Source organism: Citricoccus alkalitolerans (genome assembly GCF_039528175.1).
Taxonomy (GTDB): Bacteria; Actinomycetota; Actinomycetes; order Actinomycetales; family Micrococcaceae; genus Citricoccus; species Citricoccus alkalitolerans.
In genome coordinates, this window is record NZ_BAAALH010000001.1 from 365593 (window position 1) to 390898 (window position 25306).

The following is a 25306-nucleotide window of genomic DNA, read 5'->3' on the forward strand; positions in this document are numbered from 1 at the left end:
GTCTGCCCGGGCCAGGTCCGGGCACCAGAACCAAGCACCACAACACCACTTCGGGACAATCCCGCTACAGGTAAGGATGGGTACCAGGCATGGCGAACTACACCGCAGCTGACATCAAGGCCCTGCGCGAGCGCACCGGCGCCGGAATGATGGACGTCAAGAAGGCGCTCGACGAGGCCAATGGCGACAGCGACAAGGCGATCGAGATCATCCGCGTGAAGGGCCTCAAGGGCGCCACCAAGCGCGAGGGCCGTGCGGCCGTCGAGGGCCTGGTCGCTGCCGCCGTCAAGGACGGCACCGGCGTCATGGTCGAGGTCAACTGCGAGACTGACTTCGTCGCCAAGAACGAGAAGTTCATCGAGCTGGGCAACGTCGTCCTCGAGCAGGCCGTCTCCACCGGTGCAGCCGATCTCGAGGCACTGTTGGCCTCAGAGTTCAACGGCCGCACCCTTGGCGAGCACGTCGTCGACGAAGGCGCTGTCCTCGGCGAGAAGGTCGTCGTCCGCCGCATCGCCCGCGTGGAAGGTGCCTTCGTGGACGCCTACCTGCACAAGACCTCCAAGGACCTTCCCGCCCAGGTGGGCGTGCTGATGGCCGTGGACGCCGACTCCGAGGCCGCGCAGGCCGCCGCTCACGACGTCGCCGTGCACACCGCCGCCTTCGCTCCGACCTACCTGTCCCGCGAGGACGTGCCGGCCGAGACCGTCGAGAACGAGCGTCGCATCGCCGACGAGACCGCCCGCGCCGAGGGCAAGCCGGAGCAGGCCATGGCCAAGATCGTCGAGGGCCGCCTGACCGGTTTCTTCAAGGAGATCGTGCTCGTGGACCAGCCGTTCGCCAAGGACCCGAAGCAGACCGTCGGCAAGGTCCTGACCGACGCCGGCACCGCCGTCGCCGGTTTTGCCCGCTTCCGCGTCGGCAACTGACCGACCCGCACGGCGGTCCCCCGCCCACGCGGTAGGATCGGACCGACCGCGCAGCGGACGAGTCTGAAAAGGGGGTGGTCATCCAACATGGATGGCCACCCCCTTTGCTCTGCCCGACGAACCATCATCATGTGGTGCACCGTCACCACCGCCAGCCCCGATGAGCCCAGGAGGCCAGCCCATGGAGAGCACTGACCAGCGAACCACCCCAGACATCCGGGACGCCACGTCCTTCAACGAGTCCCGGGATCTGCAGCAGGCCCAAGCCGGTGACACCCGCGGCAATCCCGGCCGGACCGAGAAGCGCCGGGTGCTGCTCAAGCTCTCCGGCGAGGTCTTCGGTGGCGGCAAGGTCGGCGTGGATCCGGACACGGTGCGCGGCATGGCCGAGCAGATCGCCGACGCCCGGGGGGAGGTCGAGATCGCCATCGTCGTCGGCGGCGGCAACTTCTTCCGCGGAGCCGAGCTCTCCGAGAACGGCATGGACCGCCGGCGTGCCGATTACATGGGCATGCTCGGCACTGTCATGAACTGTTTGGCACTGCAGGACTTCCTGGAACAGGCTGGTGTGTCCACCCGCGTCCAGTCCGCCATCCACATGGAACAGGTCGCCGAACCCTACATCCCCCTCCGCGCCATCCGGCACATGCAGAAGGGCCGAGTGGTGATCTTCGGGGCCGGCACCGGCCTGCCGTACTTCTCCACGGACACCGTGGCCGCCCAGCGTGCCCTGGAGGTCGGCGCTGACGAGGTGCTCATGGCCAAGTCCGGCGTGGACGGCGTCTACACGGCAGACCCGAAGAAGGACCCCTCTGCACGCAAGTACGAGCACCTCACCTATGACGAGGCACTGTTGAACGACATCCGGGTGATGGACCAGACCGCGATGACCATGTGCAAGGACAACGGCCTGTCCATGATGGTGTTCGGCATGGAGGGCCAGGGCAACGTCACCCAGGCCCTGCTGGGTGAGAGGATCGGCACCACGGTCACCCTCTGACCTGCACCGCCGGCCCGTCCGGACCGCCTGCCTGGGACCGCCGCTCGAGCGGGTGTCCTAGGATTGACCACAACCGCACCAGAACCCAGGAGACAACGTGACGCAGGAAACCCTTCAGGCTGCCACCGAGCAGATGGAGAAGACGATCGAGGCCACCCGCGAGGACTTCGGCTCGGTCCGCACCGGCCGGGCGAACCCCGGGCTCTACTCCAAGGTCATGGTGGACTACTACGGCTCCTACACGCCGCTGCAGCAGCTCGCCTCCTTCACGACCACCGACGCCCGCACCCTGTTGATCACGCCGTTCGACGTGTCCGCACTGCGCAACATCGAGAAGGCCCTCTCGGACTCCGAGATCGGCGCGAACCCCTCCAATGACGGGAAGGTCATTCGCGTGGTCGTGCCCGATCTGACCGAGGAACGCCGCAAGGAGTACGTCAAGCTCGTCAAGACCAAGGCCGAGGACCACAAGGTCTCCCTGCGCAACACCCGCCGCAAGGCCAAGGAGACGCTGGACAAGATGGTCAGGGACGGGGACGTCGGCGAGGACGAGGGGACACGTGCCGAGAAGGAACTCGACGCCATAACCCGCCGGTTCACGGACGAGATTGACGAGATGGCCAAGCGTAAGGAAACGGAACTCCTCGAGGTTTGAGCAACCCACCACACCATGACTGATCCCTCCCCGCCCGCTGCCTCTCAGCCGGACCTGTCTCCGGTTCCGCAACTGGAACAGCCGGAACCACCGGTGACCCGGCGGCAGCGGCGGGAGCAGGAGACCGCCCGTGCCCGGCAGGCCAAAGCCGGACGCAATCTCCCGGCGGCCATCACCGTGGGCCTGTTGTTGCTCGGTGGCGCCCTCGTCGGCTTGATCTGGTTTCCGGTGGTCCTGGCGATCCTCGTCATCGCACTGCTGCTGCTGGGGGTCACGGAAACAGCGCAGGCGATCTCGCGTCGCGGTCTGGACATCCCCCGAGTGCCGCTCTGGGCCGGTGCCGTGGCGATGCCCCTGGGTGCCTTCGCCGGCGGGGTCGAGGCCTTGGTGCTTGCCCTGCTGGGCACGCTTCTGCTGGTCCTGGTCTGGTCGGTGGTGGAGGACTTGCCCGCGCAGGGAGAGTCCGTGATGGCCTCTTCCTTCATCGTCCTCTGGGTGCCGTTCCTGCTGTCCTTCGCGATCGCCCTGCTGGGCCAGGAACAGGGCAATCTCATGGTGGCATGCATGCTGCTCATGGTGGTCTCCAACGACACCTTCGGCTACATCGTCGGCGCCAGCTTCGGCAAACACCCCATGGCGCCCAAGATCAGTCCCAAGAAGTCCTGGGAGGGCTTCGCCGGATCGGTGGCCGGCTCCGTGCTCGTGGGCACGGCCGCGGTCCACCTGTTCCTGGACCACCCGTGGTGGGTCGGCAGCCTGCTCGGCCTCCTGACCGTGGCCTCGGCGACCGCGGGCGACTTCGCCGAGTCCATGGTGAAACGCGAGCTGAACATCAAGGACATGGGGTCGATGCTCCCGGGCCACGGTGGTGCCATGGACCGGCTGGACTCGCTCGTGTTCTCCGCACCGGTCGCCTACATGGTCTTCGGCCTGCCCTTCGTGTGAGGGCAGGATGCTGGGGCGTGAGAGACGCCTGACACCCCGGCGGCCTCACACGATCCGCCAGTCCCGCTGGCTACGATGGACACGTTGGCGAACCCCCACACTCTTCCGAAGGAGCCTTCTCGATGGACCACGGCACGCGGCAGGATTCCGAAGGACTCCAGCAGCAGGTGATGCGGTCGGCCGATCGCCAACCCTTCGACCTCGCGGACCGGCGCACCTTCGGATACCACCGCAAGCAGGTGGACCGTTTCCTGGCCCGGGCCCGAGTCGCCTATGAGGGTGGTGGAGACTTGCGCTCCGCCGACATCCGCCACATCACCTTCGACGCGGTCAAAGGCGGCTACCAGGCCGACCAGGTCGACGACGTCCTGGACCGGCTCGAGGATGCCCTCGCCCGGTCTGAGCGCGAACGGCGCATCGAGGTCGAGGGCGAGGAAGCCTGGATTGGCCGGGTCCACGCCTCCATCGACGTTCTCCGGGGCCGTCTCGACCGCCCCGGCGGCGAGCGATTCCGCCGCCCGGCCCGGGACCAGGACGGCGGCTACGACCGAGCCGAGGTGGACGCCTTGTGCCACCGCCTCTCGGCTCGCTTCGACGATCGCGAGGAGGGCGCTGATCTGGGTGCCGATGACGTTCGCCGGGCAGTGTTCAGTGCTGCTCCCGGCACCGACGGCTATGACGAGGCCCAGGTGGACGCGTTCCTTGACGCCGCCATCGACGTGCTGTCCGTCCTCGACTGACCGGCCCGCCCCCTCAGCCCGCCCGGCCCTCTGCTCGACCGGCACCCCCCCCGAACCCTCGTCAGCCGCCCAGGAGCGACTCGACGAGTGGCACCGTCCGCCACGCGACCAGCTCGGTCATGGCCAGGGAGGTGTCCGCACGGTCCACCCCGTCGATCTGCAGGATCCGCGAGTGGATCCTGAACAGGTCCTCTGCGTTCCGGGCCGCGACCCGGGCCAGGACATCCGCCGAGCCGGTCAGGCCGTGGGCCTGGACCACCTCGGGAATCCCGTGCAGGGCCGCGGTGATCTCGGTGAGTTGCTGCTGGTGGACGTGGATCTGGACGAACGCTGTCAGCGGGTGTCCGAGGGCATCCAAGCTGATCCGGCGCTCGAAGGGTAGGAACACCCCCTCCTCGGTGAGCCGGACCAGACGCGCCTGGACAGTGTTACGGGACAGGGACAGGGCTTGGGCGAGGGCCACGGTGGTGGCATCCGGTGCCCTCGACAGCTCGATGAGGAGTCTCAAGTCGGTGGTGTCCAATGTGCGCATGATGCTTACTTTCCCGGGATGGTCTCGCGAGGCGCCTGGGCAGGATGCTCAGTGCGGCTAGCCTACCTTGTGCAACGCTGCTGCTGTGACTAGCATCACAAGGGACAGCGGTCGACACCCTGATCGCGTCCACGGCTATGGCACAGCACCTACCCGGTGCGGGCCTGAACGAGGAGGTCACCATGGGATCCACCAGCCTGATTCCCCCATCCACCGGCATGCCCCACGTCCCCGAACCGGACCTGCTCCAGGTGCTCACGCCGGAAGGCCATCGCCGTCCGGACCATGACCTGGATCCCTGGCTGGAGGACGTCACCCCCGCGATGCTGGGGTCCCTGCACCGGGACATGACCCTCATCCGCCGGATCGACACGGAGTGCACGCACCTCCAGCGCCAGGGAGAACTCGCTCTGTGGCCGCCGCTGCTGGGGCAGGAGGCCGCGCAAGCCGGTTCGGCCGTGGCCATGCAGGATGACGACTACGTGTTCCCCTCCTACCGCGAGAACGGCGTGGCCTACCTGCGGGGCGTCGACCCGCTGGGGCTGGTCCGCCTGTGGCGCGGCGCGACGTTCGCCGGTTGGAAGCCCCAGGACCACAATTTCGCGGCGCAACAGATCATCATCGGCGCGCAGGCGTTGCACGCCGTCGGCTACGCCATGGGCATCACCCGGGATGGCGCGGATGCCGCAGCCATCGGCTACTTCGGTGATGGTGCCACCAGCCAGGGCGATGTCAACGAGGCCATGGTCTTCGCCGCCAGCTTCCACGCCCCTGTGGTGTTCTTCTGCCAGAACAACCACTGGGCGATCTCCGAGCCGGTCGGCCTCCAGGCCAAGCGCCACATCGCCGACCGTCCCTGGGGCTTCGGCATCCCCGCCATGCGTGTGGACGGCAATGACGTCCTCGCGGTCATGGCCGCCACCCGCCGCGCCCTCGAACGGGCCCGCAACGGTGGCGGCCCAACTTTCATCGAGGCCGTGACCTACCGCATGGGCCCCCACACCACCGCCGACGATCCGTCCCGCTACCGGGACACGGAGGAGGTGGAGGCCTGGCGTGCCAAGGACCCCATCGACCGGCTCGAGAAGCACCTGGCCGAGCTGGGGGAGGACGTCGAGGCCCTGACGGCAGACTCCACCGCGGCGGCGGATGCCATGGCCGCGGAACTGCGGGCCGGCGTCGCCGACCTGGAGGATCCGGAGCCGGCCGATCTCTTCAGCCACGTGTACGCAGAGCCGCACCACGAGCTGGAGCGTCAGCGGGAGCACTACCGCCTCTACCTGGAGCAGTTCGATGGGCCGCAGCTGGAAGCGGGTGCGCGATGACGGGCGCCGCTTCCGGGAGTCTCACCTTCGGCAAGGCGATCAACGCCGGCCTGCGGGCCGCCCTGGCCGAGGATCCGGCCGTCCTGCTCATGGGCGAGGACATCGGCCAGCTCGGTGGTGTCTTCCGCATCACCGACGGCCTCCAGGACGAGTTCGGCGAGGACCGCGTGGTGGACACGCCCCTGGCCGAGTCCGGCATCATGGGCACCGCCGTCGGCCTGGCCTACCGGGGCTACCGTCCCGTCGTGGAGATCCAGTTCGACGGGTTCGTCTACCCGTCCTTCGACCAGATCGTCTCCCAGGTCGCCAAGCTCTACCATCGCACCCACGGGGCCGTGACCATGCCGATCACCATCCGCATCCCGTTCGGCGGCGGCATCGGCTCACCGGAGCACCACTCGGAGTCACCCGAGGCCTACTTCGTGCACACGGCCGGGTTGCGGGTCGTCTCCCCGTCCACGCCGCAGGAGGGATTCGATCTCATCCGCGCGGCCGTCGCGAGCAATGACCCGGTCGTCTACCTGGAGCCGAAGCGCCGCTACCATGACAAGGCTCCCGTGGATCTCGCGGCACCGCTGCGCCCTCTGGGCCCGGCCGCCCTGGCCACCGAGGGATCCGATGTCACCCTGGTGACCTATGGTCCGCTGGTCAAGACCTGCCTGCAGGCCGCGGAGGCCGCCGCCGCGGAGGGGGCCTCCCTCGAGGTGATCGACCTGAGATCGCTGTCCCCGATCGACTTCGGTCTCATCGAGTCCTCCGTGCGCAAGACCGGCCGGTTGGTGATCGCTCATGAGGCCTCCCGAACCGGGGGGCTGGGCGCCGAGATCGCCGCCACGGTGACCGAGCGCTGCTTCCACTGGCTGGAGCACCCGCCGGTGCGAGTCACCGGATTCGATATCCCGTACCCCCCGGCCAAGCTCGAGCACCACCACGTGCCGGACCTGGACCGCATCCTCGACGGCGTGGACAGGGCTCTGGGCTGCCCTCACTCCCTCGACTCCCTGGATCCCTTCGCGGCACCCGTACCCCTGGGATCCGCGTCCGACCACACGTCAGGAGCCTGACATGCTCAAGGTCTTCAACCTGCCGGATCTCGGCGAGGGCCTGACCGAGTCCGAGCTGCTCTCCTGGAAGATTGCCGTCGGTGACACCGTCGCGGTGAACGACGTCCTCGCCGAGGTGGAGACGGCCAAGGCGGTCGTCGAGCTCTCCAGCCCCTTCGACGGCACCATCGCCGAACTGCATGGGGAGCCCGGGGCAGTCATCCCGGTCGGCGCCCCCATCATCTCCTTCGACCTGCCCGGAGCGGAGCCGGAGGACACCCCGGTGCCCGACGCCGGCTCCTCCTCCCTGCCGGATGGTCGAGTGCCGACGCTGGTCGGCTACGGCGCGGCAGTGGAGGGGGCTGGCCGCCCCGCCCGTCGTGCCCGGGCCGGTCGACCCTCGGCGCCTGATCCGGTGCCGGCCGCCCCGCCGGCCGGCTGGCCGTCCTCGGTGCCGGTGCCGGCCGGGGCCGCCGCAACGCTCACCGCCGAGCGCCCGCGTTCCACCCCTCCGGTCCGTAAGCTCGCCCGTGACCTCGGGGTGGACATCGCCCTGCTCCACGGCAGCGGAGATGGGGGAGTGGTGACCCGCGAGGATGTCACAGCCGCTGCGGACGATGCGCGGCCGGCGTCGGGCGGTCCGTCCGGGGCCGACACCCTGACCGGTGCCTCGCCCGGCGGTGTCCGCACCCTCGCGGGCCGGCCCCGCACGGAGGAGGAGCCGATCCGCTCCGTCCGCAAGGCCACAGCCGCCGCCATGACGTCCAGTGCGTTCACGGCCCCGCATGTGACCGAGTTCCTGACCGTTGACGTCACTGAATCCATCGAGTTGCTGCAGGAGGTGCGGCAGCGGCGGGACTTCCGCGAGTTGAAGCTCACCCCGCTCACCCTGGTGGCCCGAGCTGCCTGCCTGGCGCTCGAGCGTACGCCCGAACTCAACTCCCGGTGGGACGGGGACGGAGGGCGGATCATCCGGCAGAACTACGTCAACCTGGGCATCGCCGCCGCCACCCCGCGGGGGCTCATGGTGCCGAACCTCAAGGACGCCCACGCCGCCGACCTGCGCTCGCTGGCGATCCAGCTGGCCGAGCTGACGGCGGTGGCCCGGGAAGGGAAGCTGACGCCCGAGCAGCTCTCCGGGGGTACCTTCACCCTGACGAACGTGGGGGTCTTCGGTGTCGATGCCGGCACGCCCATCATCAACCCCGGGGAAGCGGGCATTCTGGCCATCGGTCAGGTCCGGCGGATGCCGTGGGAACACCGGGACGAGGTGGCGCTGCGCCAGGTGATGACGCTGTCCCTGTCCTTCGACCACCGGCTGGTGGACGGTGAGCAGGGCTCGCGGTTCCTGGCGGACGTCGGCGCGGTGCTGGCCCGCCCGGGCATGGTCCTGGCGCTGTTCTAGAGGCGGTCAGACGAGGTGGTCAGCCGAGCTGCATGATGAGCTCGGTGACCACCTCGGACCGAGCGTTGGAGAAGTTCTTGTCCTCGCCCACCACGGAGAAACCGCGGCGGGTGAGGATCTTCTGCGAACCGATGTTGTCCGCCGGCACGTGCGCGCGCAGGGGGCGGTCCGTGAAGGCCTCCAGCAGTGCGTCCACCGCGGCGGTGGTGATTCCCCGGCCCCAGTACTCGCGGGCGGTCCAGAAGGAGAGCTCCGGCTCCTCGCCGATACCTGAGACGACGACGGCCCCGGCGACCTGGCCGTCCTGCTCGATGGTCCGGACCTTCGTGGCGGGGTCCTCGAGCAACCGGGACCAGTGGTAGTCGAACACGCCGCGGTCCTGGGGACTGCGCGGGGCGAAGGCGGCCATCAGGTTGGCCTCGGGATCCTGCTGGTGCTCAAAGAAGTAGTCCAGGTCCTCGGACCGGACTTCACGAAGTTGCACGGAAATGGTGACCTCCTCGTCACGGGGTGGGGCCTTAACCACGGTGGCCCTCGCTCTCACACTGTACGCGGAATACTAGCGGGCCTCCGATCCCGTCAGGAGCGCGGACAGGGCCATCGCCTCCAACAGGGCACGCCGTCCCCGGTGCTCTGAGGGTGAGCGGCGGACCGAATGCGGGGTGGAATTCACCAGTCCGAGGGCCGCCTGGGTGCGGAAAACTGCGGTTCCGTGGTCCTCCCCCGGGTGCAGCAGGCGCAGTTGGCCCGCCCAGACCTCGATGTAGTCCCGTTGAAGCCGGACCACCTCGGCGCGTACCTCCGGCTCGAGATGGCGCATCTCCCGGCCCTGGACGGCGATCACGTCACGGTGGGACAGGGCGAAGTCGGTCTGGAAGCGCACGAGGGCGGCGAGGGCCTCTCCCGCTCCGTCCTCGGCGGCGGCCACCCGGTGGGCGCCGTCCAGCAGATCCCGGCTGACCTGGAGCAGCAGTTCGCCGAGGACGGCGGTCTTGCCCGGGAAGTGCCGGTACACCGCCGGTCCGCTGACACCACAGGCCGCGCCCAGGTCCTCGAGCCGGACCGAGGTGAAGCCCCGGTCGGCGAACAAGCGGGCGGCCGCCTCCAGCAGGGATTGCCGGCGATCAGCCTTGGCGGCGGCACGGGCGGTCTGTTCTGAGGTCATGGCGTCCTGGCGATGTCGTGTGGTTGGGCTGGAGGCGGTTTCGGGTGGGGGCGGTCGGCCCGGTGGTGGACAGCGAGCACCCAGGGTGTCTACGATCACACCATTGTTTCAGTTAATCAAGATTTACTCAGATGGGACACGCCATGAGCACCACCCCTTACTCCGCCGGCCTGGCCGGCCCCGAACTCGACGAGGACTACCGGGACCTGGTCGGCACGGTCCGGGAATTCGCCGATGAAGTGGTGGCGCCGGTCTCCGCCGACTTGGATGCCCGTCATGAGTTCCCCTATGAGATCGTGCGTCAGATGGGGGAGATGGGCCTGTTCGGCCTGCCGTTCCCGGAGGAGTACGGCGGCATGGGTGGCGACTACTTCGCGCTGGCCCTGGCCCTCGAGGAGTTGGGGCGGGTGAACCAGTCCGTCGCCATCACCCTGGAGGCCGGGGTGTCCCTGGGGGCCATGCCGGTCTACCGCTTCGGCACGGACGAGCAGAAAGAGGCGTGGCTTCCGGATCTCGTGACGGCCCGTGCCCTGGCCGGCTTCGGGCTGACCGAACCCAACGGTGGGTCGGACGCCGGGGGGACCCAGACCACAGCGACCCTGGCCGACGGTACCTGGACCGTGAACGGGGCCAAGGAATTCATCACGAACTCCGGCACGGACATCACCCGGCTCGTCACCGTCACGGCGGTGACCGGCAGCCGGGAGGACCGGGGCGAAGGTCCGGCCAAGGAGATCTCCACACTCCTGGTGCCGTCCGGCACGCCCGGATTCACCGTGGGCGGGGCCTACGACAAGATGGGCTGGAACTCCTCGGACACCCATCCGCTGTTCTTCGACGGCGTCGAGGTGCCGGAGGCGAACCTCCTGGGCGAGCGGGGACGTGGCTACGCCAATTTCCTCTCGATCCTGGACGAGGGCCGCATCGCCATCGCCGCCCTGTCCACGGGGGCGGCTCAGGGGTGCGTGGATGAATCGATCGCCTACGCGAAGACCCGGACCGCCTTCGGGCAGGCTATCGGCAAGAATCAGGCCGTGTCCTTCAAGATCGCCCGTATGCAGGCGCGCGCCCACGCGGCCCGGCTGGCGTACTACGAGGCGGCGGCCAAGATGCTGGCGGGCAAGCCGTTCAAGACGGAGGCGGCCATCGCCAAGCTGGTCGCCGGTGAGGCGGCCATGGACAATGCGCGGGACGCCACGCAGGTGTTCGGCGGCTATGGATTCATGAACGAGTCTCTGGTGGCACGCCACTACCGCGACTCGAAGATCCTGGAGATCGGCGAGGGCACCACCGAGGTCCAGCTCATGCTGATCGCCCGCTCACTCGGGCTCTGACCGTGGGCGACACCGACACGGTTTTTGCACGAAATGCCTGTGATCTGAATCACTGAATGCTTAGGATGGCCGGGCCATACTCGCCGGTAGCCTGCGGGCGCCACACTGACTGGGGGATACGTGTCTTCAACACCACACCTGGACCTGGCCGACAACGGCCATGTCGATTTCCGCGCCGTTCAGGCGACTCCACAGTTCCAAGAGCTGCGGAGGACCCACCGCAGCTTCGTCTTCCCGTGGACCGTGGTCTTCATCGTCTGGTACTTCCTGTACGTCATCCTCGCGGCCTACGCCCCTGAGTTCATGTCCATCAAGGTCCTCGGCAACATCAACCTGGGACTGGTGATCGGGCTCCTGCAATTCGTCTCGACCTTCGTCATCACCGGGCTCTACGTGGCCTTCTCCAACAAAAAGCTGGATCCGCGCTCCACGGCCATCCGGGAGGAAATCGAAGACCTGGACCCGAGCATCGCCAACCAGAGCCTCGCCGGCGCCGGTGAGCCGATCGACGAGCCGACCGACGGAGGCCAGAAGTGAACAACCTTCCCATCCTGACTACCAGCGCCGAGGGCACCAACGTCGGCGAACCGTGGCTCAACATCCTGGTCTTCGGCCTCTTCGTCGCCATCACCCTCATCATCGTCCTGCGGGCCTCCAAGAACACCAAGACCGCGGCCGACTACTACGCCGGCGGCCGGTCGTTCACCGGTACCCAGAACGGCACGGCGATCGCCGGAGACTACCTCTCGGCCGCGTCCTTCCTCGGCATCGTGGGAGCCATCGCCATCAACGGCTATGACGGCTTCCTCTACTCGATCGGCTTCCTCGTGGCGTGGCTCGTCGCCCTGCTCCTGGTGGCCGAGCTGCTGCGCAACACCGGCAAGTTCACCATGGCGGACGTGCTGTCCTTCCGACTCCGTCAACGGCCGGTGCGCATCGCGGCGGCGCTCGCCACCCTGATGGTCTGCCTCTTCTACCTGCTGGCCCAGATGGCGGGGGCCGGTGCGCTCGTCTCCCTGCTGCTGGGCATCGACGAGCGGCTGGGCCAGTCCGTGGTCATCGCGATCGTGGGCGCCCTGATGATCGTCTACGTGCTCGTGGGCGGCATGAAGGGCACCACCTGGGTCCAGATCATCAAGGCCTGCCTGCTGATCGCCGGTGCCTTCATCATGACCATCTGGGTCCTGGCCCTGTTCGGCTTCAACTTCTCCGCCCTGCTCGGCGCGGCCGTGGAGCTCAGCCCGCAGGGCGAGGCCATTCTCGACCCGGGCCTGCAGTACGGCCTCAGCGAGGTCACCAAGCTCGACTTCCTGTCCCTCGGCCTGGCCCTCGTGCTCGGCACCGCCGGTCTGCCCCACGTGCTGATGCGGTTCTACACGGTGCCGACCGCCAAGGAAGCCCGCAAGTCAGTCGTCTGGGCGATCGTGCTGATCGGCGCCTTCTACCTGTTCACCCTGGTGCTGGGTTACGGCGCCGGCGCCCTCATCGGCCCGGAGCGGATCGAGAACGCGCCGGGCGGCGTCAACTCGGCGGCCCCGCTGCTGGCGTTCGAACTCGGAGGACCGCTGTTGCTGGGGCTGATCTCCGCCGTCGCCTTCGCGACCATCCTGGCGGTGGTCGCCGGCCTGACGATCACCGCGGCCGCGTCGTTCGCGCACGACATCTACGCGAATGTCCTGGCCAAGGGCAAGACCAGTCCTGAGAAGGAGGTCAAGATCGCCCGCCGTACTGTGGTGGTCATCGGCGTCCTGGCCATCATCGGCGGGATCGGGGCCCAAGGCCAGAACGTGGCCTTCCTGGTGGCGCTCGCCTTCGCGGTCGCCGCGTCCGCCAACCTGCCCACCATCCTGTACTCGCTGTTCTGGAAGGGCTTCACCACCCAGGGCGCGCTGTGGTCGATGTACGGCGGCCTGGGTGCCGCGATCGTGCTGATCGTCTTCTCCCCGGTGATGTCCGGAACGGAGACGTCCATGATCGTCGGTGCCGACTTCGCCTGGTTCCCGCTGAAGAACCCCGGCATCGTCTCCATCCCGCTCGCCTTCCTCCTCGGATTCATCGGTTCCAAGCTGGACAAGCGCACCGAGAACCCGGAGAAGCAGGCCGAGATGGAGGTGCGTTCCCTGACCGGCGTCGGCGCCGAGAAGGCGGTGGACCACTAACCCCACCCCGGGCCTTCCCGGTCCTCGACCCACCAGCGTTGTGCGGGCAGAGACCGACGGTACGCGTACCGTCGGTCTCTGCCCGCCAACGCGTGAGGATTCACTGTGGTGCAGGGACCTCCCAGTTCGTCCGGCCATAATGGACCGGTGACTTCCGAACCGCTTGACCTGACCGACGCCGGCCCCACGAGGATCCGCCGGGTCACCCTGATCGGTTCCACCGGCTCGATCGGGACCCAGGGACTCGAGGTCATCGCCTCGGCTCCGGAGCGATTCGAGGTCGCGGGGCTGTCCGGTGGATCCAACACCCCCCTCCTGGCGCGGCAGGCCGTGGCCACGGGTGCCGGCGCTGTCGGCAGTGCCACCGCCGCCACGGGCGACCTCGCCGAGGCCATCGCCGCCGCAGCCCAGCAGGCCGGAGTGCCCACGCCCTCCCCGGAGTTGTTCTCCGGGCCCACCGCGGCGGCCGAGGTCGCCGCCTGGGAGGGCGCCGACGTCGTGCTCAACGGGATCACCGGGTCCATCGGCCTGGCGCCCACGCTCGCGGCGCTGCAGGCCGGCCACCTGCTCGCGCTGGCCAACAAGGAATCCCTTATTGTCGGTGGGGCCCTCGTCAAGCAGGCCGCAGCCCCGGGCCAGCTGGTCCCGGTCGACTCCGAGCACTCTGCTCTGGCGCAGGCCCTGCGCTCCGGGACCGCCGACGAGGTCCGGCGCCTCGTGGTCACCGCCTCCGGCGGACCGTTCCGCGGCCGCACCCGGGACCAGCTCGCGGGGGTCACCCCGGCCGAGGCCCTGGTCCACCCCACCTGGGATATGGGCAAGGTCGTCACCACCAACTCGGCCTCCATGGTGAACAAGGCCCTCGAGGTGATCGAGGCCCACCTGCTCTTCGACCTTCCGCTGGACCGGATCGACGTGGTCGTCCACCCGCAGTCGATCGTCCACTCGATGGTCGAGTTCACCGACGGCTCCACGATCGCCCAGGCCTCCCCGCCGGACATGCGCCTGCCCATCGCCCTCGGCATCGGCTGGCCCCACCGCGTGCCCGGCTCCGCGCCGGGCCTGGACTGGACGCGGGCCGCCACGTGGACGTTCGAACCCCTGGACGAGGACGCCTTCCCGGCAGTCCGACTCGCGAAACAGGCTGCCGGCGCCTCCACCACGCACATGTCCGTCTACAACGCCGCGAACGAGGAGGCCGTGGAGGCCTTCCACACCGGCCAGATCGGCTTCACCGAGATCGTGGACACCGTGCGCGCCGTGGTGGAGGACTATGACCCGGACGTCGTGCTGGCCGGCCAGGACCTGAGCGTCGAGGCGCTCGCGGCCGCCGAGCAGTGGGCGCGCACCGCAGCACAGGCGCGGTGGTGACGGTGGAGATCCTCTGGTTCATCGTCGGCGTCCTGGCCGTGGCCGTCGGCATCGCCCTGTCGATCGCCCTGCATGAGGTCGGCCACCTGCTGCCCGCCAAGCTCTTCGGCGTCCGCGTCACCCAGTACATGGTCGGCTTCGGCCCAACCGTGTTCTCCCGCAAGAAGGGGGAGACCGAGTACGGGGTGAAGGCCATCCCGTTGGGTGGCTACGTCTCCATGGTCGGGATGTACCCTCCGGAGCACCCCGAGGACGGCGAACGGCCGCGCAGTGCCAGTACCGGCCTGTTCCAACAGATGGCCTCCGACGCCCGTCAGATGTCCGCCGAGGAACTGCAACCGGGGGACGAGAAGCGCACGTTCATCTCGCTGCCGGTGTGGAAGCGGATCATCATCATGCTCGGCGGGCCGTTCATGAACCTCGTCATCGCGTTCGCCCTGACGGCCATCCTCGTGACCACCACGGGCGTGGCCACTGCGACCACGACTGTCTCCGAGGTGTTCAAGTGTGTGGTCCCGGCCGCCGTCCAGCAGGAACGGGCCACCGCCGGCGAAGCTGGCGGACAGAGCGGCACGCAGGCCTGCCGGCCCGGGGACCCGGCCGCGCCGGCGTTCGAGGCCGGGCTGGAACCCGGGGATACCATCACCACCTTCAACGGCCGCCCCGTGGACGGTTGGGATGAGCTGTCCTCAGCCATCCGCGAGAGGGCCGGTGAGCCCACGGCCATCACCTGGGAACGTGATGGTGCCGAGCAGTCCGGGACCATCACCCCGAAGCTGACCGAGCGGCCCATCGCCGATTCCAGCGGACGCGCGCAGACCAACCCGGACGGGAGCACCCAGACGGAGGACGTCGGCTTCGTCGGCATGGGTTCGGAGGTCCAGAATGTGCCGCAACCGGTCACCGAGACCTTCCCGGTGATGGGGCAGCAGCTGAAGGCGACCGCCGACGTGGTGGTGGTGCTGCCCGTGAAGCTCTGGGAGACGGCCGTCGCCGTCTTCGGCCCGGAGGAGCGAGATCCCAACGGGCCGATGTCCGTGGTGGGCGTGGGCCGCATCGCCGGGGAGGCAGCCGCCCTGGAGGACGTGCCGCTGGCGGACAAGGCCTCTCTGCTGCTTTCGCTGGTGGCCGGGGTCAACGTGGCTCTGATGGTGTTCAACCTCATCCCCCTGCTGCCGTTGGATGGCGGTCACGTGGCCGGGGCGCTGTGGGAGGCACTCCGCCGCGCGTGGGCCAAACTGACCCGACGCCGGGACCCCGGGGTCTTCGACATCGCCAAGCTTCTGCCGCTGACCTACGTGGTGGGGATCGCCCTACTCGGCATGGGCTTGCTACTGATCGTGGCGGACATCGTGGATCCCATCCGGATCTTCTAGGACGTCGCCGGTGTCAGGCGCGGTTCGGAGCCGGGCAGCCGCGCGGACAATCGAGCCGGGGTGGACGGATCGATGTGTCGCGCATTCTCTGAACCGGGAGGTGTCCTACGCTGGCCCCATGGCTGAACCACAGAAGATCTTCGCCGTCCAGTACAACTACGTCCCAGGGCTGGGCGACCAGCGTGACGTGCACCGCGCCGCACACCGCGAGTTCCTGGGATCCCTGGGCACCGCCATGGTGGCCGCGGGCGCCTACGTGGACGATCCGACAGCGGCCCTGCTGCTCGTCAAGTCCGATGCGGCTGAGAGTGTCCGGGACCTGCTGGCCGGCGACCCCTTCCAGCAGCACGGCCTGATCTCGTCCACCGATGTCCACGAATGGTCGTGCGCGGTCGGTGACCAGGCGGCCGCCATCCGCGGGAACGAGGCCTGAGCATCGAACGTCGCCGCGTCCTGACGTCCCTGGCCGGACTCACCGCAGCCGGCGTCGCCGCCGTCCTGACCGCCTGTACTCCCAGCCCGCAACCAGGCGCCGGTGGGCCGACGGGCTCGGGATCGCCGCCACCGTCGGGCACCACGACCCCGAGCCCTACGCCCACCCCAACACCTACGCCGACCCCGGAGCTCCCCGGCGGGGGGACCACCCTGTTCCCCGGTCGCCGGATGGTGGCGCTGTACGGCACGCCAGGCACCGGTTCCCTCGGCATGCTGGGTGAGCAGGACATGGATGAGGCCCTGGAGCGGGCCGCCGCTCTGGCCGCGGACTACCAGCCCTTCAGCGAGGAGCCGGTGATCCCGGCCTTCGAGATCATCTCCACCGTGGCGACCTCGTCCCCGGGACCCACGGGGGACTACACCTCCTATGTGGACCGGGACCGGCTCGCCGAGTGGGTGGAGGCCGCCGGAAAGGCGGGCACCTACGTGGTCCTGGACCTGCAACCGGGCACGCAGGACTTCACCACCCAGGCGCAGGCCTTTGAGGAGCTGCTGCGGCACCCGCACGTGGGACTGGCACTGGACCCGGAATGGCGACTGCAGCCCGGCCAGCAGCACATGGAGCAGATCGGACAGGTCTCCGCCGCGGAGGTCAATCAGACCACTGCCTGGCTGGCGGAGCTCGTGGCCGAGCATGGGCTGCCGGAGAAGCTCGTGATCCTGCACCAATTCCAGGCCCGGATGATCCCGGACCGGCAGGACGTGGAGGCCCGGGACGGGTTGGTACTCATGGTGCATGCGGACGGCAACGGATCCGCGGAACAAAAGCAGGAGACGTGGCGTTCGCTGAAGAAGGACCTGCCGTCCGGGATGCGCCTGGGGTGGAAGAACTTCATCGACGAGGACTCGCCGATCTTCACCCCGGAGCGGACCATGACGGAGGTCTCACCCCAGCCCTGGTTCGTCTCGTACCAGTAGACTGGGGCGAACGGAACCCCCGTACCCCGATCAGCCCCACAGGAGTTGTCAGTGCCCGTCAGTCTTGGCATGCCCGCCGCACCACCGCCCGTCCTGGCACCTCGCCGCAAGACGAGGCAGTTGCAGGTGGGACGAGTGGGCGTGGGCTCCGATCACCAGGTCTCGGTCCAGACGATGACCACCACGAAGACACATGACATCGGCGCCACGCTCCAGCAGATCGCCGAGCTCACCGCGGCCGGCTGTGACATCGTCCGGGTGGCCTGCCCCACGGACAAGGACGCCGAGGCGCTCAAGGTGATCGCGCAGCAGTCCACCATCCCGGTGATCGCGGACATCCACTTCCAGCCGAAGTACGTGTTCGCCGCGATCGAGGCCGGTTGTGGTGCCGTGCGCGTGAACCCTGGCAACATCAGGAAGTTCGACGACCAGGTCAAGGAGATCGCCCAGGCCGCCTCGGACCACGGAACCTCCATCCGGATCGGCGTCAACGCGGGTTCGCTGCACCCCGACCTGCTCAAGAAGTACGGCAAGGCCACCCCGGAGGCACTCGTCGAGTCCGCCGTGTGGGAGGCCTCCCTGTTCGAGGAGCACGGCTTCCGCGACTTCAAGATCTCCGTCAAGCACAACGACCCGGTGATCATGGCCCGGGCCTACGAACTGCTGGCCGAACAGGGCGACTGGCCGCTGCACCTCGGCGTCACCGAGGCCGGCCCTGCCTTCCAGGGCACCATCAAGTCCGCGAGCGCCTTCGGATATCTCCTCGGCAAGGGCATCGGTGACACGATCCGCGTCTCCCTGTCCGCCCCGCCGGTCGAAGAGGTCAAGGTCGGGTTGCAGATCCTACAGTCCCTGAACCTCCGCGAGCGCCGCCTGGACATTGTCTCCTGCCCCTCCTGCGGCCGCGCCCAGGTGGACGTGTACTCCTTGGCCGAAGAGGTCACCGAGGGCCTGAAGGACCTCACGGTCCCGCTGCGCGTGGCCGTCATGGGCTGCGTGGTCAACGGGCCCGGGGAGGCCCGCGAGGCCGATCTCGGTGTGGCCTCCGGCAACGGCAAGGGCCAGATCTTCATCAAGGGTGAGGTCGTCAAGACGGTTCCGGAGGACGAGATCGTGGAGACGCTGCTGTTCGAGGCCCGTCGGATCGCGGCCGAGTCCGGCCTGGAGGAAGGCAGCGAGGGTACTGATCGTGAGAATCCTGTCCAGGGCCCGCCCGTGGTCTCCGTCTCCTGACGAGGCTGTCCGCCGGGCCACCGGCGGGGCCGTCCGGGTCCTGAACCATGCCGACACCTCGGCCCTCACGGCCCTGGCCGCCGCCGACCCGGTGACGAATTGCTTCGTGGAGTCCATCCTGGAGAAGGGCCGCGACGCCACGCCGGCCCGCTCCGGTGGACCACTCTTCCTCGGCATCTTCACCCAGGCGACTCCGGTGACCGCCGGGCGCCCGGCTGGGCTGGAGGCCGCCTGCTGGGTGGGTGCCAACGTGGTCCCCATCGGCGCGACCGCCGAGGCAGGTGCCCTGTTCGGGGTGGCGCTGACGGCCCTGCACCGCCGTTTCGCGTCCGTGTATGGTCCCCGCGAGTCGGTGCTGGCGCTCTGGGACGAGCTGTCCCGGGGTCCGCAACGGGCTCGCCAGATCCGCGATGACCAGCCGCTCATGGTCCTGCGCGGCCGCCCGGCGGTGGAACCCTCGCCCCGCGTGCGTCCGGCCCGCCCAGAGGAGTTCCCCGTGGTGCTGCCCGCCTGCGTGGCGATGTTCGAGGAGGAACTCGGGTTCTCGCCCCTGCAGAACGGGGCGGTGCAGTACCGGTTGCGCGTGGAGGACCTGATCCGCAACGGCTGGTCCCTGGTGGATCTCGACGACGCCGGTCGAGTCCGCTTCAAGGCCGATCTCGGTGTGGTCTCCGCCAGTTGCACGCAGATCCAGGGGGTGTGGGTCGAACCGAGCCGGCGCGGACAGGGGCTGGCCGCGCCGTCCGTGGCCGCCGTGACGGAGTATGCCCGGCAGACGGCACCCCAGGTGAGCCTCTATGTCAACAGCTTCAACACCGCTGCCCTGCGCACCTACCGCACCGTGGGATTCGAACAGGTCGGCACCTTCGCCACCGTCTTGTTGTAGGCTCCGCGATCCTGTGCCCCGGTCCTGGGCGCTTGACCTATGCTTTTCCTAGCTCCTGTCCGTCCGACCTGCCCAAGCGGCCCGGCGTTGACGGAGCCACCAGCAACAGCTATGAGGGGACAGGACATGAACAGCCAGCACACCCGATTCCGTACCGCTACGCTGCCGTCGATCGTGGGCATCGGACTGCTCGCCCTCTCCCTGGCCGCCTGCGGCGGTCCTGGGGACGAGGGAGAGTCCAGCGCTCCGGCCAGCAGTGACGCCGCGAACGAGGCCAGCGAGTCCCCCGCGCCGTCAGCCACCGAGGACGACACGGCCAGCGCTTCCGCCACCGCGTCTCCGGACGCGTCGTCCAGTGATGACGCCGCAGCCGCCGGGGATGTCGAGGCAGCCCTGAAGGCCGTGCTCGGTGAGGGCACCCAGATCGTGACCGGCTCCCAGCTCGAGGAGCTGCAGCAATCCAGTCAGGGCCTGACCGAGGGCATCACCATCACCCCGGCCGAGTGCGGCCCGGAGGGACAGGACGCGGCCACCGGAGAGCTGCCGGAAGGCACGGAGTTGATCGGCGGCGTGGTGGTGGAGACCACCGAGACCGGCGGGGCCAACTCGGACATGCTCAGCGTGTCCGTGTACCCGGATGCCGCCGCTGCCACCGAGGGCATGGCCGCCTTCGAGGAGTTCGCCGCCGCCTGCCCGAGCTACTCCCTGGAGATGGGCGAGGGTCTCAACGCCGAGGCCACCATGACGGTGGAGGACATCGAGGCCGAGGGGGACGCCTCCCTGGCCATCACCATCAGCACCACTGTTGACATCGAAGGTGCCTCGCTGCCCGCCGGGGCCGGCAACAGTATCTCCACCACCGTGTACGTCCAGGACGGCGAGCGGCTGATCAGCTACGCGGGGACGGCAGCCGGCGGCGAGCCGAAGACGGCCGCCGAGGGAGTGGAGCTCATCGACGCCCTGCGGGCCGAGCTCGGCGGCTGAACCGCCCGGGACTCATTCCGGCTTCATTCAGACGGCAGGGCGCCCCCGGCCGCCTGGCCGTCCAGCAGTACCTCCGCACCAGTCCGGCAGCATCTCAGCCATCCAGTAACCACCGATCGGAGCCCCCATGCCCCTGCGCATGTCCACCCTGTTCCTCCGCACCCTGCGTGACGACCCGGCCGACGCCGAGGTGGCCAGCCACAAGCTGCTCGTCCGCGCCGGGTACATCCGGCGTTCGGGCCCGGGGGCCTATACATGGCTGCCGTTGGGGCTGCGCGTGAAGAACCGGGTCGAGCAGATCGTGCGCGAGGAGATGGAGGCGATCGGCGGTCAGGAGGTCCAGTTCCCGGCGCTACTGCCCAAGGAGCCCTACGAGGCCACCGGCCGCTGGGAGGAGTACGGTGATGCCCTGTTCCGCGTCCAGGACCGCAAGGGGGCCGACTTCCTGCTGGCCCCCACGCACGAGGAGATGTTCACCCTCCTGGTCAAGGACCACTACTCCTCCTACAAGGACCTGCCGGCGTACCTGTACCAGATCCAGACCAAGTTCCGGGATGAGGCCCGGCCCCGTGCCGGACTGCTGCGCGTGCGCGAGTTCATCATGAAGGACTCCTACTCCTTCACCGTGGACGACGCCGGCCTGGACCAGGCCTACGCCGACCACCGTGGTGCCTACCTGAGGATCTTCGACCGCCTGGGCCTGGCCGTCGTGCCCGTCCAGGCCCAGGCCGGGGCCATGGGCGGCTCACGGTCCGAGGAGTTCCTGCACCCCTCACCGATCGGTGAGGACACCTTCGTGGAGTCCGACGGCGGCTTCCGCGCCAACGTCGAGGCCGTCACCACGGTCGCCCCCGAGCCGTTGGGCGAGGCGGCACTCGCCGGCCTGCCGCCGGCCCAGGTGAGGGATACCCCCGACTCCACGACGATCGCCACCCTGGTGGACGTCTCCAACCAGCTGATGCCCCGTGAGGGTCGCGACTGGGAGGCCGCGGACACCCTCAAGTGCGTCGTGCTCACGGCCGTGCTGGATGGCAACGAGCGCCGCCAGTTCATCGTGGCTGTCCCCGGCGACCGGGACGTGGACCTCAAGCGTCTGGAGGCCGGCATCGGTGTGCTGCTCGAGGTGGCCGGGGAGCCCGGCGTCGAGCAGGCCACGGAGGCGGACCTTGCCCGGCACCCGTCCCTGGTCAAGGGCTACATCGGTCCCAACAACGACTCCGCCCTGCCGTTCTTCGTGGACCCGCGCATCGTCACCGGCACCACCTGGATCACCGGAGCCAACGCCCTGCAACAGCATGTCTTCGGGCTGGTGGCCGGACGTGACTTCCAGTGGGACGGCGTCATCGAGGCCACCGAGGTGCGAGATGGCGATCCGGCCCCGGACGGCTCCGGCCCCCTGCACACCCGCCGCGGCATCGAGATGGGGCACATCTTCCAACTCGGCCGCAAGTATGCCGAGGCCCTCGATCTCAAGGTGCTGGACCAGAACGGCAAGCAGGTCGTGGTCACCATGGGTTCCTACGGCATCGGCGTCACCCGCGCCGTCGCCGCCCTGGCCGAGTCCCACCACGATGAGAAGGGGCTGGCGTGGCCGCGCGCCATCGCCCCCGCGGACGTGCACGTGGTGGCCACCGGCAAGGGTGAGGAGATCTTCGCCGCGGCCGATCAGCTCGTCGCTGACCTCGAGGCCCAGGGCCTGGCCGTCCTCTACGATGACCGCAAGAAGGTCTCGGCCGGAGTGAAGTTCTCCGACATCGAGCTCATCGGCATCCCCACCTCCGTGGTCGTCGGCCGCGGCCTCGCCGACGGTGTGGTCGAGGTCAAGGACCGGGTCACGGGGGAGGCCCAGACCGTGGAGGTCTCCGGCGCCGCCGCCACGATCGCGGGCCTCGTCCGCTCCGCCTAGGTCTTCGGCAGCATGGAGGCACGATCGTGCTGACCGGTCTTGAGGACATCACCGTGGCCACCCTCGTGATGGTCCTCCTGGCCGGTCTCGCCGCCGGGTGGATCGACGCGGTGGTGGGTGGGGGAGGGTTGCTGCAATTGCCCGTCCTGCTCATGGTCCCCGGCATCACCCCGGTCCAGGCCCTGGCCACGAACAAGCTGGGCTCCGTCTTCGGGACCACCACCAGCGCCATTACCTACTACCGGCGTATTCACCCGGACCTGAGCACCGCCCTGCCCATGGCGGTGGTCGCCCTGGGAGGAAGCTTCGGCGGGGCCATCGTCGCCACGCTGCTTCCGGCCGAGGTCATCAAACCCGTCATCCTGCTGGCCCTGGTCGGCGTGGCCGTCTTCACCGCGGCCAGGCCTCAGCTGGGCCGGGACTCGGGACTGCGCTATGAGGGCCGGCGCCACCTGGCCGTGGCACTGCTCATCGGAGCGGTCATCGGCTTCTACGACGGGGTCCTGGGGCCGGGCACCGGAACCTTCCTGGTGATCTCCCTGGTGGCGATCCTCGGCTACACCTTCCTGCAGGGCTCGGCCCAGGCCAAGATCGTGAACCTGTTCACCAACCTCGGTGCCATCGCCTTCTTCCTGCCCTCCGGCCACATCCTCCTCGGCCTGGGCCTCGTCCTGGGGGTGGCGAACATGGTCGGCGGCTACCTCGGGGCCCGGATGGCCATCAGGCGCGGCTCGGGCTTCATCCGGATCGTGTTCCTCGTGGTCGTGTTCGTCCTGATCGTCAAACTCGGTTACGACTTTGTTGCCGACTGGGCTTGAATGGACCCATGCACGACGCCACCGAACACCCTGAACGCACAACACTGGCCGCCCTGGTCGCGCCCGCCGTCGAGTCCACCGGCCTGCACTTCGAGGCAGCCACGGTCGAGGGCGAGCCAGGTCAGTTGATCCTGAAAGTCATCGTGGACCATGCAGACGGCACCGCCGGGCTGGACCTGGACGAGGTCGCCGAGGTGGCCCAGGCCATCTCCACCGCGCTTGATGCGGCAGGGTCCGACCTGCCGGGGCTCGGAACCGAGCCGTACCAGCTCGAGGTGTCCTCCCCGGGCGTCGAGCGCCCGTTGACCGAGCCGCGGCACTGGCGCCGCAACGTCGGTCGTCTGGTCTCGGTCGAAGTCCTGCCCGACGACGGCCCGTCGCCCTTGCCGACCAGCTCGCCCGCCACCTCATCCACCGCCTCGGCCGAAGCGTCTGCACCGGCGCCGGCCGGTCGGCTGACCGGGCGCATCCAGACCGCCGACGAGGCCAGCGTCGTGCTGGTGCCGGTCAAGCCGGGGGCGAAGAAGGGGATGCCCGCCAAGATCGGCGATCCGGTCCGGCACGCCTACCACCGCCTGGGACCGGGCACGGTGCAGGTAGAGTTGACCCGCGGTGGCGGAAGTGCTGCCGATGAAGAACTGAATTCGGAGGCCTGAGTGGACATCGACATGAGCGCCCTGCGGATGCTGGAGACCGAGCGTGAGATCCCACTGGACCGCCTCGTGCCCACCATCGAACAGGCTTTGGTGGTTGCATACCACAAGTCGCCCGGCGCCCTGTCCCGGGCCCGCGCGGAGATCGACCGCAAATCCGGCCACGTGACCATCTGGGCCACCGAGATCGACGAGGACGGCCAGTCGGTCGGCGAGTTCGACGACACCCCGCAGGGCTTCGGCCGGATCGCGGCGTCCACGGCTCGGCAGATCATCCTCCAGCGACTGCGTGACGCCGAGGACGACAACATCCTGGGCCAGTTCAAGGGCCGCGAGGGCGAGATCATCTCCGGGCTGATCCAGCAGGGGACCAACCCGCACATGATCCAGGTGAACCTGGGCACGGTCGAGGCCGTCCTGCCGCCGCCGGAACAGGTCCCCGGAGAGGACTACTCCCACGGCCAGCGTCTGCGGGCCTACGTGGTGGACGTGCACCGCGGGCTCAAGGGTCCCTCGATCACGCTCTCGCGCTCCCACCCCGGGCTGGTCCGCAAGCTGTTCGAACTGGAGGTCCCCGAGATCGCCGACGGCTCTGTGGAGATCCTTGCCCTCGCCCGCGAGGCCGGACACCGGACCAAGATGGCCGTGAAGGCCACCAAGGCCGGCATCAACGCCAAGGGTGCCTGCATCGGTGAGATGGGCTCCCGAGTGCGCGCCGTGATGAGTGAGCTGAACGACGAGAAGATCGACATCGTGGACTTCAGTGAGAGTCCTGCCGCCTTCATCTCCTCCGCCCTGTCCCCGGCGCGGGTCAGCTCCGTGGAGATCGTGGACGAAGCCACCCGGTCAGCCCGTGTGGTCGTCCCTCGGGACGTGCTCTCGCTGGCCATCGGCAAGGAGGGGCAGAACGCCCGTCTGGCCGCCAAGCTGACCGGCTGGCGGATCGACATCTCCAGCGAAGAGGGCTGAACCCGGCCCGGTGGCCGACACCTGCTGGCCCACCGGACCGACTGAGGTAGACTGGCCAGGTCCATTTCCATTTCCTTGACGGAACAGGCTTCTCCATGCAGGCACACACTCCGGTGCGCACCTGCGTCGGGTGCCGGGGGAAAGAGGACCACACCAAGCTGGTGCGCCTGGCGCTGGAGGAGGTCGCGAGTCCCGGACTCGTGGTTCCCGACTGGCGTCGGCGCAAGCCGGGCCGAGGGGCCTGGATCCACCCGGATCACGCTTGCCTGCAGGCCGCCCTGAAGAGGGGCGCATTCAACCGGGCCTTCCGAGGCCGAGTGGATGCGACCTCCCTGGTCGGACTGTTCGCCGGGCATCCGGATGCACCGGTGTTGAAGACCGAGAACGAAAGCGGGTCAGAGATCTGATGGAAACCCGATGAGCACCACACGATGAGTGCCCAACGATGAACACCACCCGTCATTACGG

General features: G+C 68.7%; 26 protein-coding genes. 23 read left to right on the plus strand and 3 right to left on the minus strand.

The genetic code is table 11. The features are described from left to right. The first annotated feature begins 89 nt into the window (after window positions 1–89). The 5 genes from tsf (at window position 90) to ABD134_RS01610 (ending at window position 4266) form a co-directional block, all read left to right on the plus strand. Window positions 90–926, plus strand: a complete 837-nt coding sequence (gene tsf / locus ABD134_RS01590) for a translation elongation factor Ts (protein ID WP_344226092.1) — start codon at window positions 90–92, stop codon at window positions 924–926. A gap of 181 nt (window positions 927–1107) precedes the next feature. Next, complete coding sequence (gene pyrH / locus ABD134_RS01595) at window positions 1108–1926, plus strand: UMP kinase (protein ID WP_344226093.1); 819 nt, start codon at window positions 1108–1110, stop codon at window positions 1924–1926. A gap of 97 nt (window positions 1927–2023) precedes the next feature. After that, entirely contained in the window at window positions 2024–2581 is a 558-nt protein-coding gene (gene frr / locus ABD134_RS01600; RefSeq protein WP_344226095.1) for a ribosome recycling factor, read from the plus strand. A gap of 15 nt (window positions 2582–2596) precedes the next feature. Then, entirely contained in the window at window positions 2597–3526 is a 930-nt protein-coding gene (locus ABD134_RS01605) for a phosphatidate cytidylyltransferase (RefSeq protein ID WP_344226097.1), read from the plus strand. Between the two features lie 122 nt (window positions 3527–3648). Then, window positions 3649–4266 carry a DivIVA domain-containing protein gene (locus ABD134_RS01610; RefSeq protein WP_344226100.1) on the plus strand — a complete coding sequence of 206 codons (618 nt, stop codon included), beginning with the start codon at window positions 3649–3651 and terminating at the stop codon, window positions 4264–4266. 61 nt (window positions 4267–4327) lie between these two features. Here ABD134_RS01610 and ABD134_RS01615 read toward each other — a convergent pair whose 3' ends face one another. Further along, window positions 4328–4798 (minus strand): Lrp/AsnC family transcriptional regulator, encoded by a 471-nt coding sequence (locus tag ABD134_RS01615; RefSeq protein WP_344226102.1) that lies wholly within the window; start codon window positions 4796–4798, stop codon window positions 4328–4330. Window positions 4799–4980: 182 nt separating this feature from the next. On the opposite strand from ABD134_RS01615, the gene pdhA reads away from it, so the two are divergent. Genes pdhA through ABD134_RS01630 form a run of 3 tightly spaced genes read left to right on the plus strand, consistent with a single transcriptional unit; the run spans window position 4981 to window position 8571 of the window. Then, window positions 4981–6123, plus strand: a complete 1143-nt coding sequence (pdhA, locus tag ABD134_RS01620) for a pyruvate dehydrogenase (acetyl-transferring) E1 component subunit alpha (RefSeq protein ID WP_344226104.1) — start codon at window positions 4981–4983, stop codon at window positions 6121–6123. Continuing rightward, complete coding sequence (locus ABD134_RS01625; RefSeq protein ID WP_344226106.1) at window positions 6120–7187, plus strand: alpha-ketoacid dehydrogenase subunit beta; 1068 nt, start codon at window positions 6120–6122, stop codon at window positions 7185–7187. Before pdhA ends, ABD134_RS01625 begins: the two co-directional genes overlap by 4 nt. Window position 7188: 1 nt before the next feature. Beyond that, window positions 7189–8571, plus strand: coding sequence for a dihydrolipoamide acetyltransferase family protein (locus ABD134_RS01630; RefSeq protein ID WP_344226107.1), 1383 nt, complete (start codon window positions 7189–7191; stop codon window positions 8569–8571). 19 nt (window positions 8572–8590) lie between these two features. Here the strand turns inward: ABD134_RS01630 and ABD134_RS01635 are convergent, their stop codons facing one another. Continuing rightward, window positions 8591–9055: a GNAT family N-acetyltransferase gene (locus ABD134_RS01635; RefSeq protein WP_344226109.1), complete on the minus strand. Its 465-nt coding sequence runs from the start codon at window positions 9053–9055 to the stop codon at window positions 8591–8593. A 75-nt stretch (window positions 9056–9130) separates the two neighbouring features. Beyond that, complete coding sequence (locus tag ABD134_RS01640; RefSeq protein WP_344226110.1) at window positions 9131–9736, minus strand: TetR/AcrR family transcriptional regulator; 606 nt, start codon at window positions 9734–9736, stop codon at window positions 9131–9133. 143 nt (window positions 9737–9879) lie between these two features. Between ABD134_RS01640 and ABD134_RS01645 the strand changes: the two genes are divergently transcribed. The 15 genes from ABD134_RS01645 (at window position 9880) to ABD134_RS01715 (ending at window position 25245) form a co-directional block, all read left to right on the plus strand. Beyond that, on the plus strand, window positions 9880–11070 hold the full coding sequence (locus tag ABD134_RS01645; RefSeq protein WP_378108394.1) for an acyl-CoA dehydrogenase family protein: 1191 nt from the start codon (window positions 9880–9882) through the stop codon (window positions 11068–11070). Window positions 11071–11190: 120 nt separating this feature from the next. Next, window positions 11191–11607: a DUF485 domain-containing protein gene (locus ABD134_RS01650; protein WP_344226111.1), complete on the plus strand. Its 417-nt coding sequence runs from the start codon at window positions 11191–11193 to the stop codon at window positions 11605–11607. After that, window positions 11604–13229: a solute symporter family protein gene (locus ABD134_RS01655; RefSeq protein ID WP_344226112.1), complete on the plus strand. Its 1626-nt coding sequence runs from the start codon at window positions 11604–11606 to the stop codon at window positions 13227–13229. Before ABD134_RS01650 ends, ABD134_RS01655 begins: the two co-directional genes overlap by 4 nt. 147 nt (window positions 13230–13376) lie before the next feature. Next, window positions 13377–14600: a 1-deoxy-D-xylulose-5-phosphate reductoisomerase gene (gene dxr, locus ABD134_RS01660; protein ID WP_344226113.1), complete on the plus strand. Its 1224-nt coding sequence runs from the start codon at window positions 13377–13379 to the stop codon at window positions 14598–14600. Beyond that, a complete protein-coding gene (locus tag ABD134_RS01665; protein WP_344226115.1) occupies window positions 14594–15976 on the plus strand; it encodes a M50 family metallopeptidase in 1383 nt (460 codons plus the stop codon). Before dxr ends, ABD134_RS01665 begins: the two co-directional genes overlap by 7 nt. A 118-nt stretch (window positions 15977–16094) precedes the next feature. Further along, window positions 16095–16409, plus strand: coding sequence for a YciI family protein (locus ABD134_RS01670; RefSeq protein ID WP_344226117.1), 315 nt, complete (start codon window positions 16095–16097; stop codon window positions 16407–16409). A 230-nt stretch (window positions 16410–16639) separates the two neighbouring features. Continuing rightward, a complete protein-coding gene (locus ABD134_RS01675) occupies window positions 16640–17389 on the plus strand; it encodes a type 1 periplasmic-binding domain-containing protein (protein WP_344226119.1) in 750 nt (249 codons plus the stop codon). Window positions 17390–17458: 69 nt separating this feature from the next. Beyond that, complete coding sequence (gene ispG / locus ABD134_RS01680; RefSeq protein ID WP_344227608.1) at window positions 17459–18622, plus strand: flavodoxin-dependent (E)-4-hydroxy-3-methylbut-2-enyl-diphosphate synthase; 1164 nt, start codon at window positions 17459–17461, stop codon at window positions 18620–18622. Further along, on the plus strand, window positions 18579–19508 hold the full coding sequence (locus ABD134_RS01685; protein WP_344226121.1) for a GNAT family N-acetyltransferase: 930 nt from the start codon (window positions 18579–18581) through the stop codon (window positions 19506–19508). The genes ispG and ABD134_RS01685 overlap by 44 nt, the downstream gene beginning before the upstream one ends. Window positions 19509–19634: 126 nt before the next feature. Next, window positions 19635–20492 carry a hypothetical protein gene (locus ABD134_RS01690; protein WP_344226123.1) on the plus strand — a complete coding sequence of 286 codons (858 nt, stop codon included), beginning with the start codon at window positions 19635–19637 and terminating at the stop codon, window positions 20490–20492. A 127-nt stretch (window positions 20493–20619) separates the two neighbouring features. Further along, a complete protein-coding gene (locus ABD134_RS01695; RefSeq protein WP_344226125.1) occupies window positions 20620–22398 on the plus strand; it encodes a proline--tRNA ligase in 1779 nt (592 codons plus the stop codon). 26 nt (window positions 22399–22424) lie between these two features. Continuing rightward, the gene (locus ABD134_RS01700) at window positions 22425–23216 is read left to right on the plus strand and encodes a sulfite exporter TauE/SafE family protein (protein WP_344226127.1); all 792 of its coding nucleotides are present in this window, start codon (window positions 22425–22427) and stop codon (window positions 23214–23216) included. Between the two features lie 8 nt (window positions 23217–23224). Then, complete coding sequence (locus tag ABD134_RS01705) at window positions 23225–23872, plus strand: ribosome maturation factor RimP (protein WP_344226129.1); 648 nt, start codon at window positions 23225–23227, stop codon at window positions 23870–23872. Further along, entirely contained in the window at window positions 23873–24838 is a 966-nt protein-coding gene (nusA, locus tag ABD134_RS01710; protein WP_344226131.1) for a transcription termination factor NusA, read from the plus strand. It begins immediately after the preceding gene. 95 nt (window positions 24839–24933) lie between these two features. Further along, entirely contained in the window at window positions 24934–25245 is a 312-nt protein-coding gene (locus tag ABD134_RS01715) for a YlxR family protein (RefSeq protein ID WP_344226133.1), read from the plus strand. Window positions 25246–25306 lie beyond the last annotated feature (61 nt).